This window comes from Rhodococcus sp. P4_F3_2, assembly GCF_056401335.1.
This window is the reverse complement of the sequence record NZ_JBFUJN010000001.1, coordinates 347,057-364,552: the sequence shown is the minus strand read 5'-3', so window position 1 is coordinate 364,552 and position 17,496 is coordinate 347,057. Positions and strand designations below refer to the sequence as shown.

18 protein-coding genes, 3 tRNA genes and 1 riboswitch are annotated in these 17,496 nt (G+C 61.3%); of the genes, 9 read left to right on the top strand and 12 right to left on the bottom strand.

The window, feature by feature from the left end:
• Positions 1–13: 13 nt before the first annotated feature.
• The 6 genes from AC1DWA_RS01815 to AC1DWA_RS01790 all read right to left on the bottom strand — a co-directional run bounded on the left by AC1DWA_RS01815 (position 14) and on the right by AC1DWA_RS01790 (position 4,436).
• Positions 14–1,093, bottom strand: coding sequence for an LLM class flavin-dependent oxidoreductase (locus AC1DWA_RS01815; protein WP_477846801.1), 1,080 nt, complete (start codon positions 1,091–1,093; stop codon positions 14–16).
• A gap of 4 nt (positions 1,094–1,097) precedes the next feature.
• A riboswitch (SAM riboswitch) is annotated at positions 1,098–1,193 on the bottom strand.
• A 179-nt stretch (positions 1,194–1,372) separates the two neighbouring features.
• Complete coding sequence (locus AC1DWA_RS01810) at positions 1,373–3,001, bottom strand: ABC transporter substrate-binding protein (RefSeq protein ID WP_477846800.1); 1,629 nt, start codon at positions 2,999–3,001, stop codon at positions 1,373–1,375.
• Positions 3,002–3,242: 241 nt separating this feature from the next.
• Positions 3,243–3,319: transfer RNA gene (locus AC1DWA_RS01805), tRNA-Phe, on the bottom strand.
• A gap of 70 nt (positions 3,320–3,389) precedes the next feature.
• Positions 3,390–3,463, bottom strand: a tRNA-Asp gene (locus AC1DWA_RS01800).
• A gap of 135 nt (positions 3,464–3,598) precedes the next feature.
• A tRNA-Glu gene (locus tag AC1DWA_RS01795) sits at positions 3,599–3,671 on the bottom strand.
• Positions 3,672–3,782: 111 nt separating this feature from the next.
• Complete coding sequence (locus tag AC1DWA_RS01790) at positions 3,783–4,436, bottom strand: TetR family transcriptional regulator (protein ID WP_019745065.1); 654 nt, start codon at positions 4,434–4,436, stop codon at positions 3,783–3,785.
• Between the two features lie 405 nt (positions 4,437–4,841).
• Between AC1DWA_RS01790 and AC1DWA_RS01785 the strand changes: the two genes are divergently transcribed.
• Entirely contained in the window at positions 4,842–5,333 is a 492-nt protein-coding gene (locus AC1DWA_RS01785) for a MarR family winged helix-turn-helix transcriptional regulator (protein WP_021345391.1), read from the top strand.
• A complete protein-coding gene (locus tag AC1DWA_RS01780) occupies positions 5,330–6,721 on the top strand; it encodes an MFS transporter (RefSeq protein WP_477846799.1) in 1,392 nt (463 codons plus the stop codon). The genes AC1DWA_RS01785 and AC1DWA_RS01780 overlap by 4 nt, the downstream gene beginning before the upstream one ends.
• An 82-nt stretch (positions 6,722–6,803) precedes the next feature.
• Here AC1DWA_RS01780 and AC1DWA_RS01775 read toward each other — a convergent pair whose 3' ends face one another.
• Together AC1DWA_RS01775 and AC1DWA_RS01770 are read right to left on the bottom strand one after the other, a co-directional pair.
• A complete protein-coding gene (locus tag AC1DWA_RS01775; RefSeq protein WP_020908908.1) occupies positions 6,804–7,655 on the bottom strand; it encodes an alpha/beta fold hydrolase in 852 nt (283 codons plus the stop codon).
• Positions 7,656–7,717: 62 nt separating this feature from the next.
• Positions 7,718–7,984: a hypothetical protein gene (locus AC1DWA_RS01770; RefSeq protein WP_134999848.1), complete on the bottom strand. Its 267-nt coding sequence runs from the start codon at positions 7,982–7,984 to the stop codon at positions 7,718–7,720.
• Positions 7,985–8,408: 424 nt separating this feature from the next.
• Here AC1DWA_RS01770 and AC1DWA_RS01765 point away from each other — a divergent pair, with 424 nt between their 5' ends.
• Positions 8,409–9,080: a hypothetical protein gene (locus AC1DWA_RS01765; RefSeq protein ID WP_046379179.1), complete on the top strand. Its 672-nt coding sequence runs from the start codon at positions 8,409–8,411 to the stop codon at positions 9,078–9,080.
• The gene (locus AC1DWA_RS01760) at positions 9,080–10,273 is read left to right on the top strand and encodes a PrsW family intramembrane metalloprotease (protein WP_477916448.1); all 1,194 of its coding nucleotides are present in this window, start codon (positions 9,080–9,082) and stop codon (positions 10,271–10,273) included. Before AC1DWA_RS01765 ends, AC1DWA_RS01760 begins: the two co-directional genes overlap by 1 nt.
• A gap of 94 nt (positions 10,274–10,367) precedes the next feature.
• Here the strand turns inward: AC1DWA_RS01760 and AC1DWA_RS01755 are convergent, their stop codons facing one another.
• Entirely contained in the window at positions 10,368–10,910 is a 543-nt protein-coding gene (locus tag AC1DWA_RS01755; protein ID WP_477846797.1) for a TetR/AcrR family transcriptional regulator, read from the bottom strand.
• Positions 10,911–11,030: 120 nt separating this feature from the next.
• Between AC1DWA_RS01755 and AC1DWA_RS01750 the strand changes: the two genes are divergently transcribed.
• The 3 genes from AC1DWA_RS01750 (at position 11,031) to AC1DWA_RS01740 (ending at position 13,906) form a co-directional block, all read left to right on the top strand.
• Entirely contained in the window at positions 11,031–11,504 is a 474-nt protein-coding gene (locus tag AC1DWA_RS01750; RefSeq protein ID WP_019745072.1) for a DUF4334 domain-containing protein, read from the top strand.
• A 29-nt stretch (positions 11,505–11,533) separates the two neighbouring features.
• Positions 11,534–12,622 (top strand): NAD(P)-dependent alcohol dehydrogenase, encoded by a 1,089-nt coding sequence (locus tag AC1DWA_RS01745; protein WP_477846854.1) that lies wholly within the window; start codon positions 11,534–11,536, stop codon positions 12,620–12,622.
• 84 nt (positions 12,623–12,706) lie between these two features.
• Positions 12,707–13,906: a low temperature requirement protein A gene (locus tag AC1DWA_RS01740; protein ID WP_020970601.1), complete on the top strand. Its 1,200-nt coding sequence runs from the start codon at positions 12,707–12,709 to the stop codon at positions 13,904–13,906.
• A gap of 1 nt (position 13,907) precedes the next feature.
• Here the strand turns inward: AC1DWA_RS01740 and AC1DWA_RS01735 are convergent, their stop codons facing one another.
• Positions 13,908–14,492, bottom strand: a complete 585-nt coding sequence (locus tag AC1DWA_RS01735) for a hypothetical protein (RefSeq protein ID WP_020908915.1) — start codon at positions 14,490–14,492, stop codon at positions 13,908–13,910.
• A gap of 45 nt (positions 14,493–14,537) precedes the next feature.
• Positions 14,538–14,915, bottom strand: a complete 378-nt coding sequence (locus AC1DWA_RS01730; RefSeq protein ID WP_007733864.1) for an MmcQ/YjbR family DNA-binding protein — start codon at positions 14,913–14,915, stop codon at positions 14,538–14,540.
• Between the two features lie 99 nt (positions 14,916–15,014).
• On the opposite strand from AC1DWA_RS01730, the gene AC1DWA_RS01725 reads away from it, so the two are divergent.
• Both AC1DWA_RS01725 and AC1DWA_RS01720 read left to right on the top strand, forming a co-directional pair.
• Positions 15,015–15,461, top strand: a complete 447-nt coding sequence (locus tag AC1DWA_RS01725) for a hypothetical protein (protein WP_020970602.1) — start codon at positions 15,015–15,017, stop codon at positions 15,459–15,461.
• A 99-nt stretch (positions 15,462–15,560) separates the two neighbouring features.
• Positions 15,561–16,151 carry a DUF937 domain-containing protein gene (locus AC1DWA_RS01720; RefSeq protein ID WP_153211715.1) on the top strand — a complete coding sequence of 197 codons (591 nt, stop codon included), beginning with the start codon at positions 15,561–15,563 and terminating at the stop codon, positions 16,149–16,151.
• A gap of 56 nt (positions 16,152–16,207) precedes the next feature.
• Here the strand turns inward: AC1DWA_RS01720 and AC1DWA_RS01715 are convergent, their stop codons facing one another.
• Positions 16,208–17,425: an MFS transporter gene (locus AC1DWA_RS01715; protein WP_029536957.1), complete on the bottom strand. Its 1,218-nt coding sequence runs from the start codon at positions 17,423–17,425 to the stop codon at positions 16,208–16,210.
• Between the last annotated feature and the right edge of the window lie 71 nt (positions 17,426–17,496).

Here is a 17,496-nt window from a genome sequence, read left to right as displayed (position 1 = left end):
GCGCGAAGTCAAGTCAGGAGGAGTGGACGAATCGATTTGCGGGCCGCTGCAGGCCGAGGTTGCCCCTCAGAGTCGATCCCGGAACCGGGCGTCGCGTCAATCCGGACTTCGACAGCGCCGGAAGCACGAATTTGGCCAGCACCGGAAGGTCCTCGTCGATCACGAGAGCGTGGAAATGAACACCGTCGACGTGTCCGGCCAATTCCTTCAGAACCACGGCCGCTTCCCCCGGATCTGCAGCCAGGAGCAGTCGGCCAGTGACGACGGCATTCCCGTGCGAGTTCAGCTCGATCAACCGCTGCGCCGCAGACAGATTCGGCGTATCGAATGCCACATCGACCTCGGCGACCACCAATGACGCGCCCTCATCGCGCGCCTTGGCAGCCGACTGTGCAATGGCCTCCACCGAATCACCGGAAACGAGAACAACATCGGCCTGGTGTGGTTCGATGTCGCCGTAGCGGCCGAACACCACCAACTGGCCTTGCGGCGGCCGCGGAACGATTGACGGCCCCTTCACCGAGAAGGTGTCGCCCTCGAAATTGACGTAATGCAGACGATCACGCTCGAGGAAACGCCCACTGAGATAGTCACGGACGACGGCGTCGTCCTCCCACGAATCCCAGAGATCTGTCACGACGGAAACCGAATCCCGCTGCTCCTGCTGACGCGCCGATTCCGTCGTTACCGGAGCCCTCCCCCACGCCCTCGCCGCGGCATCGTCTTCGACCGGAACAGCAAGCCAGCCGCCACGCCCACGCGAGGAGTAGTCCAATGTCGCCAATTGCGAAGAGGTGTGGAACGGTTCGGCGTACGTGGTCCCGACGACGGGGACCAGTCCGATCGTGCTGGTCGTCGCCGCCACGTATGACGCCCTGGAGACGGCATCGATGCGGCCGACAACGTCACCACTCGGAGGGAGGATGGAATCGTCGAACGTCGCGAAGGTGAAGCCCGCATTCTCGGCAGCCGCGACGCGATCGCGCACGGTCTTACCCGTGAGCAACTGATCCGGGCGGTGTGAGCTTCGGCGCCAGGCAGCGGGGTGAGTGCCCTCGCCGTCCAGTTCGATACCCACGGCAAATACAGTCATGTGTCCTCCATCGGTCCTGGCGGTAGCACCCACACTGCGCAAACGAAGCGGGTTGCTGCGGCATCATCGAGCCAGGTCTCTCAGCCACTCTGGATGGTGGATGCAATCTATGCGGGCGACGCTGAACAAGTCAAATCACGATCTGCGAATCATATTGACCAACAACATATTTCAATACAATCATCCTGATCGAAAGGGTTGCGCAACGGTAGCCGACGTAGACACCAAAGAGCCCCGCCCGACTCGCGTCGGACGGGGCTCTCGGTGTGCGCTGGAACGCTACTTCGCGCCCATCCATGCCTGATCGAACAGCATGATGCCGGTTGCAGTCGGAACCACACCGTGCACGTTCTTCTGCCAAGCCCAGAACGACGTGAGCCCGCCGATCGGCGCCGACGGAACCGTCTCGTTCCACAGCGTCTGAATCTTGCCGATGATCGCCAGGGTCGACGAATTATCCTTGGCTTGTTGTAGATCTGCGATCAGCTGATCCATCGCCGGGTTCGCATATCCAGCAGTATTCGCCATCGAGGTGCTGTTGGTCGTGGAGAACAATCCGAGATCGAGAATCGACTCGTACATTCCGATGCCCGCGTGCGCCAGGTCGAAATCGTGCTTGACGTAGACGTTCTGCACGATGTCGCCGGCGTTGTTGGCCAAGATCAAGTTCACCTCGAACCCGACGGCCTGCAACAGTGACTGCACGGCGAGGCCGATCGCGTGGTCCTTGGGCTCACTGAGCACGACGTAGTCGAGAGTGCCGTCGTATCCGTCTGCCTTCGCCTGATTCAGAAGTTCCTTGGCCTTTTCGGGGTCGTAGGCAATACCCGGTGTGTCCACGTGCCATTGCGACGTCGGACCGAACAACTCCGAGCCAGGCAGTCCCTCACCGTTTTCCACGCGCTGATCGATCAATGTCGTGTCCAGCGCGTAGCCGATAGCCCGGCGAACGCGAACATCCGAGCCCGGTCGGCCTTCACGATTGTTGACAATCTCGGCACTACCGGCGTTGAGCACGTCGATGTAGCCGGGGTAACCAGCGGACTTGGCGGAATTGATCGCCGAAGTGAGGCCGCGAATGTAGGCAACATCGAGCTGACCACTGTTCAATGATTCGAGATTGGCCTGCGGACCGTTGAGTGCAACCATCCGCAGTTTGTCCAGCTTGGGAGCACCGCCGTAGTAGGACGGGTTGGCCTTGAAGATTCGCTCGACGCTCGGCGTGAAGAGATCTTCCGTGAAGGGTCCGGCACCCACCGCGGTGAACTTGTCGCCTTGCTGCGAACTCGGGGCGACGATCATCCCGTGCCCGAGAGCGAGCATCGACGGAAAGCGCATCCACGGCGTCTTCAGCTTGAAGTCGACCGTCGTGGGACCGCTTGCCTGCGCCGATTCCACCGAAGCCAGCCACAACTCGGCGCCATTGCCCTTGCCCGCGTTGTACCGATCGATGCTTGCAATCACGGCGTTGGCGTCGAGTGCGGAACCGTCGCTGAACTTCACACCGTCGCGAAGTTTCAACGTCCACGTGCTTCCGTCGTCGCTGGTATCGAGCGATTCAGCCAACTTGGGCTCGAACTCGCCGCTCGCAGTGTCGTAACTCATCAGGACGTCGTACACCGCAGCAAAGGCCTCACCGCCGGAACCGCCGCGCGCTGCCGTCTTGGTCGGGTCAAGTGAGGGAACGAGAACCTGCACGCCGTACGTCATGGTTCCGCCGGCGACCGCGTCGCCTGGGTCCGGTTGCTCGTTGACCATGCCGGTCACGACGTCCCCCGACGTATTCGTCGTATCGGTTCCGCTGTCGTCACCGTTGCTCGCGCAGCCCACCAACAGAACCCCGGTACCGAGCAATGCGACGGCGACCCGGCTGACTTTCCCGATGCGCCAAGATCTCGAGTGCGACACGGAGATTCCACCTCACTTCCAGTAGACGCAGCCACGGATCGGCCGCAATCGGCTAATAGTGATGTCCTCTGTGGAGTGACGCCCAGCACGTTCCCGGTGACCGGAAACATTCACGGAGTCAAAGGATGCGCACAACTGAGATGATCGGGCCGAGTGGTTGACGGCGACTGACATCCGAACACGAAAAAGCTCCAACCTTATGTTCGAAGAACATGAGATTGGAGCTTGTCGATAAGAATTATGGTGGCCAGGGCCGGGATCGAACCGGCGACCTTCCGCTTTTCAGGCGGACGCTCGTACCAACTGAGCTACCTGGCCGGACGGCACCCGAACCGAATGCCTATCGCATTGCTTTGTTCTCAACCAATTGATTGAGAACAAAGCTTTGCGACCCTGACGGGACTCGAACCCGCGACCTCCGCCGTGACAGGGCGGCGCGCTAACCAACTGCGCCACAGGGCCTTGCTTTTTCCTTGCTGTGAAACCGTACTACATCTTCGAGCCGCTCCCAAACCACTGTCCTGGCCTGGCATTTGTGCATCTCAAAGCGTGTCGTGCGGGTCAAACCATACTGCATCGTTTCGCTTTCGCAAAACGTACCCCCTACGGGATTCGAACCCGCGCTACCGCCTTGAAAGGGCGGCGTCCTAGGCCGCTAGACGAAGGGGGCCCGCCGGATCTCTCCGAACTAGTACCCCAACGGCGTTCCGTTGGGAGCTTGGATAGCTTATGGCACAGCGTTCGGAAATCACAAATCGCCTGGTCATGGGCGAAAAGTGGACTATTCCGCGTCGGGGAACTCCACTTGTGGCCAGCCGTCGCGATGAAACTTCTCCAACCACTCCGGTGTGGCCATGGCTTCGAGCACCACTTCGAGGGACTCCTCGAACCACACACCCAGATCACCACTCGAGGCAATCAGGTCCGCCATGTACCGCTGGCCGGCAAGGCTCGCTGCCAGTACGCGCGTGAATTTCTCCGGGTCCACGTCTTCGCGGAGCAAACCGTCGTCCTTGGCGCGCAATGCCAACTCGTAGGCGGTCTTTCCCCAGACCTGCCCGCCACCCGATTGCACATCCTTGTAGAACTCCGGCTCGATGATCAGCCGGAATTCCGCCTGCACGATTACCTCGGTACGGAAGACCTCGGCAATGTCGAGCACAAGCCCGTGCAAAGCGACGAATGGATCGAGGTCTGTTCTCTTGGCCCAACGATCAGTGATTCCAGTGAAGGTTTCGATAGCCGAGGTCAGAACCGCTCGCGCCAACTCTTCCTTGGACTGGAAATGGAAATACATGGCGCCTTTGGTGGCGCGGGAGCCCTCGAGGATCGTGTTCACCGACGCAGCTGCATAGCCGCGCTTGGCGAATTCGACTGCAGCCGCTTCGACCAGGGCGGCGCGGGTACGCCGCGCACGCTCTTGTTGACGTGCCATTTACGGTGTTGTGCCTCTCGCAGAGTTGGTACGCAGAATCGCCGTGATCGGCGCCTGTCATCCCCCGAAACCTCACAATATCCCCTCCAACACACCCTACGTAAGGACTAGAGCGATACCCGCCAAAAGTACTAGAGGCAATCGGCTGTTCGGGGGACAACAACCGACTTTATGCCCAAAAGACACCAAGTGGTATGGTTTTGGCCGCTCGGGTGCGCTGCAGGGGGTGCGCATCCGAGCTTTTTCGTGTCCGAGATTCCGATAATCCGACCTCGCAGACGGACCTGCTTCGCCGACGGATGAACGGCAATCCCAAGGTTTTAAACAACTAATGCGATTGTTTATTCCCCAGTTTTTGTCGAAACCGTGCTGGCAGCATCGAAATAACACAGTTAGACTGTCTAAATGAACGATGGCGAGGGTCGCAGCAAGACTCGGGACGAGATCGACGTACTTTGGGACGATCTGGGTGCCTTCGTCCGGCGTCTCCGCACCAAACGCCACGACCACAAACTCACGCCGAGCCAGATCCAAGCTCTCGGCCACCTCGACCGACAAGGTCCGTTGACCGCAAAAGAGTTGGCGAAATTCGAGCGCGTCACACCGCAATCCATCGCAAAGACCGTGGCCGCGCTCGAGGAACAGGGCATGGTGACGCGAAGGGCGGATCCATCGGACGGCCGCGCGGCCCTGGTCACGATGACCGAACTAGGCACGTCGACCCTTCACGAAGACCGAACGAAACGCACGCAGTGGTTGGCCGAGGTCATCGACGCCGAGTGCACCGAAGCCGAGCGTGACTTGCTTCTGATCGCCGGCCGAATCCTGCGCAGACTAGGCCAGGGCGCGTCCCCAGCATCGACATCGATATCAGAGGAGTCACTGATGAACCCGTGACCGCCGTCGTCGAAACGTCGACACCCCAAGCCTCCGTTCCCCTGAAACTGAGTCTTGCTCTCGGTTCGGGAACCGTTCTTCAGGCACTGAACTCGTCGATGATTGCGGTGGCAATCGTCCCGATCGCCACATACTTCGGTTCCAGTTCGGGCACAGCGTGGGTCATCTCGGCTCTCTACATCGCGACTGCAGTCACGGCACCGGCGGCGGGGCGACTCGGATCGATCCTCGGCGCCAAACGCGTCTATCTGGCGGGATTGGGTCTGATCGCTGCCGGATCGATCCTCGGCTCGCTCGCCCCGTCGCTGGGTTGGCTTATCGCGGCGCGGATTCTGCTCGGAATCGGCACGGCGACACAGTATCCGAATGCGATGACCGTCATCCGCGAATACGCTGACCGTCACCGGGCTCAAACCCGTTCAGCTATAGCAACACTCACCATTTGCGCTCAATCGGTCGTCGCGCTGGGGCCTACTCTCGGCGGGTTGCTGGTCGGCACACTCGGTTGGCAGTCGATCATGTGGGTGAACCTCCCGCTTGTCGTCGTCACTGCCCTATGGGTCTTCTTCGCCGCTCCGAGCGACTCCGCCCTGCCCGACCGGGCCGGCGCCACTGCGTTGTTCAAGTCACTCGACCCACTCGGTATCACGCTGTTTCTGGCCCTGACGACGTCGACGATGCTCTTCCTCCTGTCTCTCGCCGAGCACGCGAAGTGGTATCTCGTCCCGTCGACGGCCCTCTTCGCGTTCCTGTTCGTCTGGTGGGAACGTCGAACCGCCTCGGCGTTCATCGACGTCCGTGCCGTCGCCCGAAACCGCGCACTGAGCATGACTCTCAGCCGGACCCTGCTGACTTACACAGCGTTCTACTGCATCTTCTTCGGACTCCCCCAGTGGCTACAGGTAGCCCGCGGAATGTCACCGATCAGCGCCGGGCTCTTCATGCTGCCCGTCGCTGCGGTCGGGATCTTCGCGACCATGTCCGCGTCCAGGGTGTACGGGAAATTCGGCGCACGGATCACCCTCCTGATCGGCACCGCCGCGTTGGCTGTCGGCGGGATTCTGATCGCCTTTGTCGAATCCAGTTCGACTCCCCTTGTGGCACTCCTGCTGATAGCGGCGATCCTGGGCATCCCCAACGGCTTCAACAACATGGGAAACCAGAACCTGATCAACTCGGTGACCACCTCCGCCGACGTCGGGACCGCGATCGGCCTGTACCGAACAATCCAGTACATCGGCGCCAACCTTGCGGCCGTCGTCATCGAGCTGACCATGCGCGGAACCATCGACGACGCGGGTCTGCATCGCACGGGCGGGACCATCGCAGTCATCGGAATCGCCCTTCTGGTGGGGGTGGTGTTTTCACGGACTCTGCGGTCCCGTTAGACTCTGCGCCGCGCCCCTAGGCGGCGCCGGGTCTTGTGCGTTCGTGCCACATCAATTCGTGCCACGTGAATGCATCAGCAGGTCATCGAAGCAGGAACTCGACGCTCACGCGCTCGAATGCCTCCTTGGCTTCGATCATCACCCAGTGCCCGCAGTTCGGGAATACATGCAGTTCGGCGTTCGGAATCAGTCGCATCGGAATCATCGGCATGTCCGGTGGACACTGCCTGTCGTCGAGCCCCCATGTCAGCAAGGTCGGGCATTGCACCTTGTGCATCATCGACCAGTACGGCGGCACATCCGAGTTGGACATCATCTGCTGCTGAGCGGCAAAGGCTTTGGATCCGTACATCGCGGTCAATGCCTGGTGCGAGGCCGGATCGTTGGCCGTTTCCCATCGTTCCTCGATCCGCGCCTCGGTGACGACAGTCTTGTCGTACACCATGCATTCGAGCCATCGAACCAACTTCTCACGGCTGGGAGCGTCGGCGAAGTCCTGCAGGAGACGGGTACCTTCACTTGGATTCTGACTGAAGATGTTCGGGCCGACGCCACCGATGGTGACCAGCCTGCAGACACGCTCCGGGAACCTCATCGCGACGTTGACGCCGACTACCCCACCCATCGAATTGCCGATCATCGCAGCCGATTCGATTCCCAGCGCGTCCATGAATCGGATCACCGACGACGCTGCCGTGATCACCGGATGGCCGTCGACGGGATCGCTCACGCCGAAACCCGGGAACTCGAGGATGTAGCAGTGGAAATGCTTCGCGAAGACCTCGAGGTTCCCCCGATAGTTCCGCCAACCACTCACACCGATCCCTGAGCCGTGCAACAGGATCAACGGCGGACCATCGCCCGCCTCGTGATAGCGCAAAGTCCCCTTGTCGGTAGCGACTTCGCGTTTGGTCCCCTCATAGGTCACGTCCATCACGCAAGATTAGAACGTGTTACAGATTCAGGACGGCTGATTGCGGAACTTCGCAACCACCGTCAGAAGCATCCCCCGCTACCTCGACGCCCACTGCGATTCGTGGACTTCTGCTCGCTCGGTTTCGACTTCCCCGGCCCAGCCTTCACACACCGGTTGGGGCGCCGCACTTGCTCGAAGTGTCCGGCGCTCACAACATGACCGGCCACACTCACCCGGACAGACGTGTCTGCGCGGGCGGTTCCGACTTCCGCCGAACCCAACGCCAACGCGAATGCAGCCACCAGCACCAGGGCTACCTTCTTCGAGATCTTCATTGGCACGGCCACTGAGACACGGTTCCACTCCAGATACTGAACAGGTGCGCGCGTCTAAGGAACACGCTGAGTGTCGACGATATTCAGTACGGGTGGCCGGCCGCGATCCTTTAGCTCACCAGTATCTGAACAGTCGACAACAAAAGTTTGGGCGGCACGTCAACATCCCGAGGGCGTCAACGAGCCAACGACCAAGCTACGCACCAATACTGAGAATCACGTAAACATCGTGCAGACGCCGGGGCCGGCGCCTTTCGAAACTCCCCCAAGCGATGTCCAGGTTCACGTCCTGCCTGAATCGTTCTGTTTGGTACTTTTACCCCCTGAGGCGCACTCCTCAGATTCGCTGTCGACCCAGCACAAACGGCGTGCAGTACAAATCGGATACTGCGGCCCGCGAACGCCTTACCAAGCACTCACGAAAGCCCGGGCAAACATGACCGAAACGGAAACCACAGTGCGGGACGACCCGCCGCGGACGCCATTCGAACCCGAGGATCGCTGGGTTCCCGTCGACCGTAGATGGTTCGGCCTGGACCGAGCGACCATCATCCCCGCAGCGATAGTGCTGGCCGTTGCGATAGTCATGAGCATCCTCATCCCGGCCGTCAACAACTCTGTCGCCTACGACGACGAAGTCGTGGCCGGGGATGTCATGGAACTCAAAGACGGCATCACCTTCGTTCCCGCCGTCGGCTGGGGAATCACAGACGGGGTCCGCGAAACTGATGCTCCCGTCTCCGGTTCGTTCCCGCAGCGCGCAACTCTGGTGAACAGCGGTGCACTGTTCACCGTCTACACGGCACCCTTCGCCGGTGACGCGAACGCTCTACTCGAACAGATCAAGAAGACCTCGGACGCCCTGGCAACAGCAGAGTCTTTGCGCGTCAGCGGCGACTCTTCCTCGATCACCACGGCGAGCGGCATTCGTGGTGTCATCACCAGCTACTCGAACTCGACTGCCGACGGCGTGATCGCAGCATTTGTCGTCGACGGAAAAGGCATCGAAGTTGTCTCCACCGGGCCGAGCGATGTGGCTCCGACCATCACGGACGACATTGCTCACATGATCGTGAGCATCAGCCACCGAGCCGGAGAGGGTTCCTGATGAGCACTCCCACAACACAACCCGCAAACGATCTCCTCACCCGCGCCGGTGCGATAGAGAACTCCGGTTGGGGTAGGTCGTTCACGTTCTACCAGCCGCGCAACGCCGCTTTCTGGGTTTACCTCGCTTTGGTGGTGAGCGGCGCCTTCAAATTCTTCTCGCTGCTGTCGTCGTCCGCCGGCGCTTACGGAGAAGCCATCGCGCTTTCGCYGGTGCTGTTCGGTGTGTACGGCGCCATCTTCTGGTGGTTCACGCAGCACATCGACAGGTACGCGCGCCAACCGGTCAAACTGATCGTCGTTGCGTTCCTGTGGGGCAGCTTCGCCGCTACATGGGTGATGGCCGCAAACGCCAACGACGCCATCTTGTCCTTGTACGCCAAGACATTCGGACAGGCGTGGGCATCGGACTGGGGCCCCGGCCTGACAGCTCCGTTCACCGAAGAAATCGCCAAGGGCATCGGGTTGCTCCTGCTCATCGCACTGGCATCTCGATTGGTGCGCACCGCATTCGACGGATTCATCCTCGGCGCCTTCATCGGACTCGGCTTCCAGATCTTCGAAGACGTTCTGTACGCCTTGAACTCGGCCGCGTCGCAGTTCGGAGCCGATCCGGTCGGCGCTGCGATGCCGACGATCATCCTCCGCATGGTATTCGGAGTGGCCGCACACACTCTGTACAGTGCGATCTTCGGTGCCGGACTCGTCTATCTACTGGGACGGCCGGCGGAACCGCGTCGTGTGGGGCGCGGACTCGCACTGATGGCGACCGCGATGCTGCTCCACGGCCTGTGGGATTCCGCCGGTGCCTTGACACAAGGCAAGAATGCACTCCTCTTTCCGCTCTTCTTTGTCATGGTCGCCGCTGCATTGACCCTCGTGGTCCGCGTGTTTCGAATGACGGTTCCACGTGAACGCCAGTTCCTGAGCGACATCCTGGCACCGGAAGTCGACCGTGGTGTCATCACGGACGAAGAATTCGTCGCTCTGTGCGGCGACCACAAGGCACGCAGGGCTTTCCGCAAATCTGCAGGCGGACACGCGGCCCGTAGACGCGCCGAATACGTCCTCGAAGCCGCGGCAGACCTCGCCGACGCTCTGGCAGACTCCCACGGAACCAACACCGGCCGAGTCGAATTCGCTCGATCCGAGGTAAGTCGTATCAGGAGTGGTCAGCCGTCGGTCAAGCTCTGACCCGCTCCGAACTGGAATTCAACGCCGCGTCCCCTCGTGCGAGAGCACAAGGGAACGCGGCGTTGGCCATTGATCACGTTGCACATCCGGTTCGTCACGTCGCGATCAACCGCTGAACCGCCCCGACCGCAGCCTCGCGACGCTGAGCGACGGGACGGGACGACTTGAGCGCGAACATCCGGGCGATGTCGGTGATCAACAGAATCAACTCCGCGGGATTCCACTCGGGGTCGATGTGTCCCTCGAGTTGACCTTTGCGAATCTCGGCTACCTTCGGCCGGAACGTCTTGCTTCGTATGTCGTCCTCGCTCATGACGTCCGGTGCTTCGAGATCCGCCCATTGCTGCAATCGAGCGTTCTCGGGATGCGCGACGTAGTTGTCGAAGAGTCGACCTGCATACCCCGGCAGATCATCACCTCGTAGCGCTGTCTCCGCTGTGGTTTCGGACGTCCATTGCTCAGTGACGGCAGAAAACAACTCTTCCTTGCTCGCGAAGTACGCGTAGAGACGGTCCTTGCTGGCACGCGCTTGCGCGGCGATCCGATTGATCCGCGCGCCGGCCAGGCCGCACGTCGCAAATTCGTCCTTTGCGGCCGCCAGAATGCGGTCTCTCGTGGCTTCCCCTGCTGAGCGCATGTTCACAGCCTAGAACGAATCGACCGTTGCCGAACCATCCGGTTCGGCGTAGCGTGCAGAGTTGACGAACAATTTGGTTCGCGAACTTCGGCCAACTCACCCGCCGACGCAAGGAGAGACATGAATCTCGATGACGCTCGAACCGCATTCACCCGGCTCCGTGGATCGGAAAGTGGTGTTTCACCAGCAGAACTCGACGAAGTGTGGGCCGCGCTGGAAACCGTTGCCGCCGAGGAAATCCTCGGCGAATGGAAGGGCGACGACTTCGCCACCGGTCATCGTCTGCACGAAAAACTGTTCGCGAGCCGCTGGTACGGCAAGACTTTCAATTCCGTCGAGGATGCAAAGCCGTTGATCTGCCGAGACGAAGACGGCAACCTCTACTCCGACGTCAAGAGCGGCAATGGCGAGGCAAGCCTGTGGAACATCGAGTTTCGTGGCGAAGTCACGGCGACGATGGTCTACGACGGCGCGCCGATCTTCGACCACTTCAAGAAAGTCGACGATTCGACGCTCATGGGCATCATGAACGGAAAATCGGCGTTGGTTCTCGACGGCGGACAGCACTACTACTTCCTGCTCGAGCGAGCGTGATTCGCGCCGAACAGAATTCGACGTCCGCCATGCAGATGACAGCGGCGCTCTCACACGGCCCGCACTCCCCCTTCACACTCGACACCGTCGAGATCGACCAACCCCGCGCAGACGAGATCCTGGTTCGCATCGTCGCGACAGGCCTGTGCCACACGGATCTGTTCACGAAGACGGTGCTACCGGAAAAGCTCGGGCCCTGCGTGTTCGGACACGAAGGCGCCGGCGTCGTGCAAGCCGTTGGCTCGTCGATCGACAACATCGCGGCTGGTGATCACGTATTGCTGAGCTACCGCAGTTGCGGTGTATGCAGGCAATGTCTCAGCGGCCATCGGGCGTACTGCGAAAGCTCACACGGGCTCAACAGCTCTGGCGCACGCACCGACGGCTCGACGCCGGTCCGGCGAAACGGAACTCCGATACGGTCCGCATTCTTCGGCCAGTCCAGCTTCGCGGAATACGTCATAGCCTCTGCCGACAACACCGTCGTCGTCGATCCTGCAGTGGACCTGACCGTCGCGGCTCCGCTCGGCTGCGGGTTTCAAACCGGCGCGGGTGCCGTGCTGAATCTACTTCGCCCCGAGCCCGACTCGACGTTTGTCGTTTTCGGGGCAGGCAGCGTCGGACTCGCAGCGCTGCTGGCGGCGAGGGCTGCCGGCGTTTCCACCCTGATCGCCGTGGACCCCGTTGCACAGCGGCGCGAACTCGCCGAGGAATTCGGCGCCGTCACCGTCGACCCGACCACCAAGGACGCGGTTGAAGCAGTACGCGCCGCCACCGACGGAGGTTCGACACATTCCCTCGACACCACCGGAATCGGCTCCGTGATCAGTCAAGCCGTCACATCACTTCGAGCACGGGGAACACTGGCAGTAGTCGGACTCGGAGCATCCACGGTCGAGGTGAACATGACCGACATCATGCTGAGCGGAAAGACAATTCGAGGATGCATCGAAGGAGAGTCGGAAGTCTCGACGTTCATCCCCGAACTCGTCGAACTCTTCACTGGTGGCCGGTTTCCGATCGACCGCTTGGTGACGCGCTACGCATTCGCCGACATCAACAAAGCCGTCGAAGATCAAGCGTCGGGGCGCGTCATCAAACCCGTTCTCGTGTGGTGAGGGGCGAAATGTCTCATTCGTCGACCCGACGGAATTCGCCCTAGACTGCGCTCCTGCACTAGACGTCGGAGCAAGGTGGGGACGATGACAGAACACACCAGTACAGGCGCGGGCCACGGCCGGGCCGTTATGCCGATCATCCGGATGCGCGCACGCAGCCGCGACGAGAACCATCGCGCATCGACGCCACTCGAACTGTTCTTCGACCTGTGTTTCGTGGTTGCGGCCGCACAGGCCGGAGTTCAACTGGTGCACGCTGTTGCCGAGGGCCACTACGTCGACGGCATCGCCGGTTATATGTTCGTCTTCTTCGCGCTGTGGTGGGCGTGGGTGAACTTCACCTGGTTCGCGTCTGCCTACGACACGGACGACGTCCCCTACCGGATCGCGACCTTCGTACAGATTTGTGGCGTGCTCGTCTTCGCCGCCGGAATCCCCGACGCATTCGACGGAACCGACCGTACGACGGCCATCGTCGGCTACCTCATCATGCGAATTGCGCTCACCTGCCAATGGCTTCGAGCCGCCAGCGGTGAATCCGGTGCAGCGCGAACCACTGCTCTGCAATATGCCGCCGGGCTCGTGATCGTCCAGGCCGGCTGGATCGTGCTGCTCCTGATGCCGGCGTCGGCGTGGATTCCGGGCTTCTTCGTTCTCATGATCGCCGAACTCGCGGTGCCGGCAATCGCCGAGCGCAACCATCAGACTCCGTGGCACCCGCAACACATCGCCGAACGCTACGGCCTCTTCACCATCATCATGCTCGGCGAAACCATTGCTGCCGCCACCATCGCGGTCCAATCCGGCATTCGTGATTTCGACGCCGCCGACCTACTGATTCCGATTGCTGTCGGCGGAGTTCTGATCGTGTTCTCCGCGTTGTGGATCTACTTCGCCGTCCCGATCCACGAGTACCTCGCAGACCAGGGCAATCGCGCCGTCCTGTTGTGGGGATACGGGCACTACTTCGTATTCGGATCCGCTGCGGCCATCGGCGCCGGCATCGAAGTAGCCGTCGAGGAAGCAGTTGGCGAGGCGCACATTTCGACGTTCGCAGCATCTGCCGCGGTCACGATCCCGGCCGCGATGTTCCTGATCTTCGTGTGGCTCATGCACTCACGCCACTTCAAGCGCGACAGGATCGAGCAGGCTGTTCTACCGGTGGCCGCAATCCTGGTTCTCGCCTGCACATTTGCCGGACACTGGGCGGTCCCGCTCGCCGGACTGGTGGCGGCGGGAACCGTCGGAGTCGGCGTCGGCCTGAGCACTCGGTCGAAGAGCTGACTCAGATTTCCGGGGCCGGAGCCTCGCCCTTACTCTGCGGCTCGTGTTGCTTGAGCTCACCGCGCATCTTGTCGAGATCCTTGCCACGCTTTTTGTACATGTAGCCGAGCGCGACAAGACCCAGGAACAACGCAACACCCAGGACTGCACCGACAACGGAGGCTCCGCGGAAACCGGGGCCGTCGACGTCGAGGATCCGCTCGCCCGCATGCGCTGCATTGTTGTTGCCGAGAACAACTGTCAGAGAGAGCAGATTCGGCAGCGCGAAGATCACACCCAACGCGAGAGCCGTGATCTGGATGATTCGAGCATGCTTGCGCTTGCGCACCTGCCAGACCGCTCGGAAGAAGATGAGCGGGACCAGGGTGCAGACGAGACCGAACAGCAGTCCCCACGCGATTCCGGCGCTGAAGCTGCCGTTCGCCAACGACGCAATTCGCTGCGCCCACCAACGCGGAAGGAAGGCGGCAAGGATGAAGTAAGCGATGACCAGGACCACCGCCATCACTGCGATCCCGATGGCCTTCTTCGCCCACGGCGGCATGCCCGGTTTTGCGGTGGCCGGTGAAGTTTCCGGTGTCGTCATGACAAATCCTCGTCTAGTCGGCGTCTGTACTGACGAATCTATCCGTTACGGGCGTTCCTCATCCGCATCGAGAACGATCCGGGCAAGCCGCTTCGGAGCAACGAGGGTGAACGAGGTGTAGATCCACTCCTCCAGTTGCGACCATTTCTCCTCGGAAACGTCGGTGCCGATGTCGAGCGCAACCCACCCGTGTCGACCGAGACCGTAGCCGGCAGCGCTTGCACCTGGTTCGGTGGCCACCACCGCTTCGGCTTCCTCCTTGCTCAACTTGACGGTCAAGGAGGTGGCTTCGACGTTGCAGAACACGAAGTTCTTGCCGCGGACCCGGAAGGTCGGGTGGCCGTCCCACGCTTCGATGTCGACGCGCTCCGCCTCCGGCAGGGACAACGAGATCTCTTCGAGTCGACGCATGTTGTCGGGCATGGAGACGATTCTGCACGCTCGATACCGCGCTTGACACCCGCGACACCGCTAGGCTCGGCGACGACCGCGTTACCGAACTCCGAACACAGGGAGAGTGGCATGCGCACGTTAGTTCATCTGGTTCTGCTCATTTGTGGAATCGCCGTTGCCGTCGGCTCGTTCATGTACGTACTCGCCGGGGTCAAACCCAACAACGTTCGCCTCGAGGACCTGCGGGACGGTTTTCCGGCCGGGTGGGCAATCGAGCAACTCGGCGATCAGTCCGTGACCTTCTACCGTTCGATGGCGATACTTCTGCTCGCTGCAGCCGTGTTGATTCTGATCGCCGCTTTGTTCGGTTCTCGTATTTCAGCGTGGATCGGAATCATCGTGGGATTGGGAACTCTGGGCACGTTCTACTACCGAGTGAACGATCAATTCGACAATGTCATCAGGGAAAACTACTCCACGATCCTGACAAATCAGACAGGATTCATCTTGACGGCCGGCGGACTGATTCTCGCTCTCCTAGCGTGTCTGGTCCCCCGCGAGAAGACCCGAGCCTGACCGCTCGGCAACCGGAGGGTTACCGTCGACGCCGACATTCACTAGTGTCTGCAACAGCCGGGTACTGACGAGTAGTACCCCAGAAGAGGTAGGGCATCAATGGCATCGCTTGACGACCTTCTATCCCAGATCCCCATCGACCAGATCGCGCAGCAACTCGGCGTGGACCAGGCAACTGCCGAATCGGCGGTCAAGACTGCACTTCCGACCCTCGTCGGTGGCCTCGGCGCCAACGCTCAGGATCCCGCAGGCGCAGCCTCACTCGAAAGTGCGCTGCAGTCGCACGCTGACACCAGCCTTCTCGACGACGGCGTCGACATCAGCAAAGTCGACACCGCTGACGGTCAGAAGATCGTCTCGAACATCTTCGGCGGCAACACCGATCAGGTCGCCAGCGCACTGGGCGGTGTCGGTGGCGGCGGTGGAAACGATCTGGTGAAGCAGTTGCTGCCGATCCTCGCTCCCATCGTCCTGGCCTACCTCGCCAAGCAGTTCACCGGTGGCGGCGCCGGCGCGCAGACCCAGGCCTCCGGTGGCGGCGGGCTCGGGGATCTCCTCGGCGGAATTCTCGGCAGTGGCGGCAATTCCGGCGGCGGCATCGGCGGCGCACTCGGCGGCATCCTGGGTGGATCCAGTGGCGGCGGCCTCGGTGACCTGCTCGGCGGCCTCCTCGGCGGCGGCAAGAAGTAAGACGCTCGACAGATTCGCACTGCGGCGATCCCGTTCGGGGTCGCCGCAGCGCTCTGTCATTCGACCGTCGAAGATCGAAACATCTTCAGCGACAATGCAAACGCAACCAACAGCAGCGCGCCCACAAAGGCACTGACCCCACCCCAACCGCCGCCCGCGTACGCGAGACCAGCGAGGGCGCCCGCCACGGACGAACCCGCGTAGTAGGCAAACAGATACAACGCCGACGCCTCGGCCCGGTGATCGGTCGCGATCAGCCCCACCCAACCGCTGGCCACCGAATGTGCCGCGAAGAATCCTCCGGTGAAGAGCAGCATCCCCACGAGAGTCAACGCCAGATTGTCCGGAACGGTCAGTGCCAGACCGATACCGATGACAACAACCGAGCCGAGCAGAACACTGCGCCTACCCAGCCGGTCCGAGGCCCCGCCGGCTACCGCTGAGGTGAAAGTTCCGGCGAGGTAGAAAAGAAAGACCAGGCCGACAAGTGCTTCGGGAAGTCCGAAAGGTGCTGCCGTGAGCCGAAACCCGAGGAAGTTGTAGATCGAGACGAATCCGCCCATGAGGATGAACCCCAAGGCGAAAAGCGTGCGCAGCGACGGGTTCGCAAGGTGGCGTCGTAGATTCGATGCGATCGCACGCACCGACACCGGCTGCGGGCGAAAGAACTTCGACGCGGGAAGCTTCCGGATCATGTTGAGCGCGAACAACGCTGACAGCAAGGCCGCAGTCACCAATGCCCAGCGCCACGTACTGAAATCGACGACGGCCGACGGAACCAGCCGTCCGATCAGCCCACCGATCGTCGTGCCGGCTACGTACCTTCCCATCGCTGCACCGAGGTCCTTGCAATCGACCTCCTCGGCCAGATAGGCCATCGCCACCGCCGGGACCCCCGCCAGAGCCAAGCCTTGCGCCGCGCGTCCGATCAGCAGAACCTCGATCGTCGGACTGAGCGGCAGAAGCAAACCGATCACACAGGATGCCGACGCCGACGCGATCATCACCCGTGTGCGACCGAACCGCTCGGAGAGCGCACTGGCCGGAATGATCGCCAACGCCAACATGCCCGTCGTCGCCGAGACCGAAAGTGCAGACACCGCGGGCGAGACGTCGAAGCCTTCGGCGAACGCAGGCAGCAATGCCTGTGCCGCGTACATCGAGATGAATGTCGACAGCCCGGCCGCGAACAACGCAACGGTCACCGTGCGATACCCCGATGTCCCGCGGCGAAGCGGCACCACTTCGGATTCGATCACATTCTCGACAGTCACCACATACCTCCAGGCATCACTTACCTCCGGTAAGAATCCTCCCGCCGAGCTTCGACAAAAGAAAATGCATA

Excerpts from the sequence above, each read along its gene's own strand:
- AC1DWA_RS01730 (WP_007733864.1), bottom strand. The coding sequence starts at position 14,915 with ATGCCCGACAACATGCGTCGACTCGAAGAGATCTCGTTGTCCCTGCCG.
- AC1DWA_RS01745 (WP_477846854.1), top strand. The coding sequence starts at position 11,534 with ATGCAGATGACAGCGGCGCTCTCACACGGCCCGCACTCCCCCTTCACA.
- AC1DWA_RS01750 (WP_019745072.1), top strand. The coding sequence starts at position 11,031 with ATGAATCTCGATGACGCTCGAACCGCATTCACCCGGCTCCGTGGATCG.
- AC1DWA_RS01815 (WP_477846801.1), bottom strand. The coding sequence starts at position 1,093 with ATGACTGTATTTGCCGTGGGTATCGAACTGGACGGCGAGGGCACTCAC.
- AC1DWA_RS01765 (WP_046379179.1), top strand. The coding sequence starts at position 8,409 with ATGACCGAAACGGAAACCACAGTGCGGGACGACCCGCCGCGGACGCCA.
- AC1DWA_RS01785 (WP_021345391.1), top strand. The coding sequence starts at position 4,842 with ATGAACGATGGCGAGGGTCGCAGCAAGACTCGGGACGAGATCGACGTA.
- AC1DWA_RS01735 (WP_020908915.1), bottom strand. The coding sequence starts at position 14,492 with ATGACGACACCGGAAACTTCACCGGCCACCGCAAAACCGGGCATGCCG.
- AC1DWA_RS01755 (WP_477846797.1), bottom strand. The coding sequence starts at position 10,910 with ATGCGCTCAGCAGGGGAAGCCACGAGAGACCGCATTCTGGCGGCCGCA.
- AC1DWA_RS01790 (WP_019745065.1), bottom strand. The coding sequence starts at position 4,436 with ATGGCACGTCAACAAGAGCGTGCGCGGCGTACCCGCGCCGCCCTGGTC.
- AC1DWA_RS01720 (WP_153211715.1), top strand. The coding sequence starts at position 15,561 with ATGGCATCGCTTGACGACCTTCTATCCCAGATCCCCATCGACCAGATC.
- AC1DWA_RS01740 (WP_020970601.1), top strand. The coding sequence starts at position 12,707 with ATGACAGAACACACCAGTACAGGCGCGGGCCACGGCCGGGCCGTTATG.
- AC1DWA_RS01725 (WP_020970602.1), top strand. The coding sequence starts at position 15,015 with ATGCGCACGTTAGTTCATCTGGTTCTGCTCATTTGTGGAATCGCCGTT.
- AC1DWA_RS01775 (WP_020908908.1), bottom strand. The coding sequence starts at position 7,655 with ATGGACGTGACCTATGAGGGGACCAAACGCGAAGTCGCTACCGACAAG.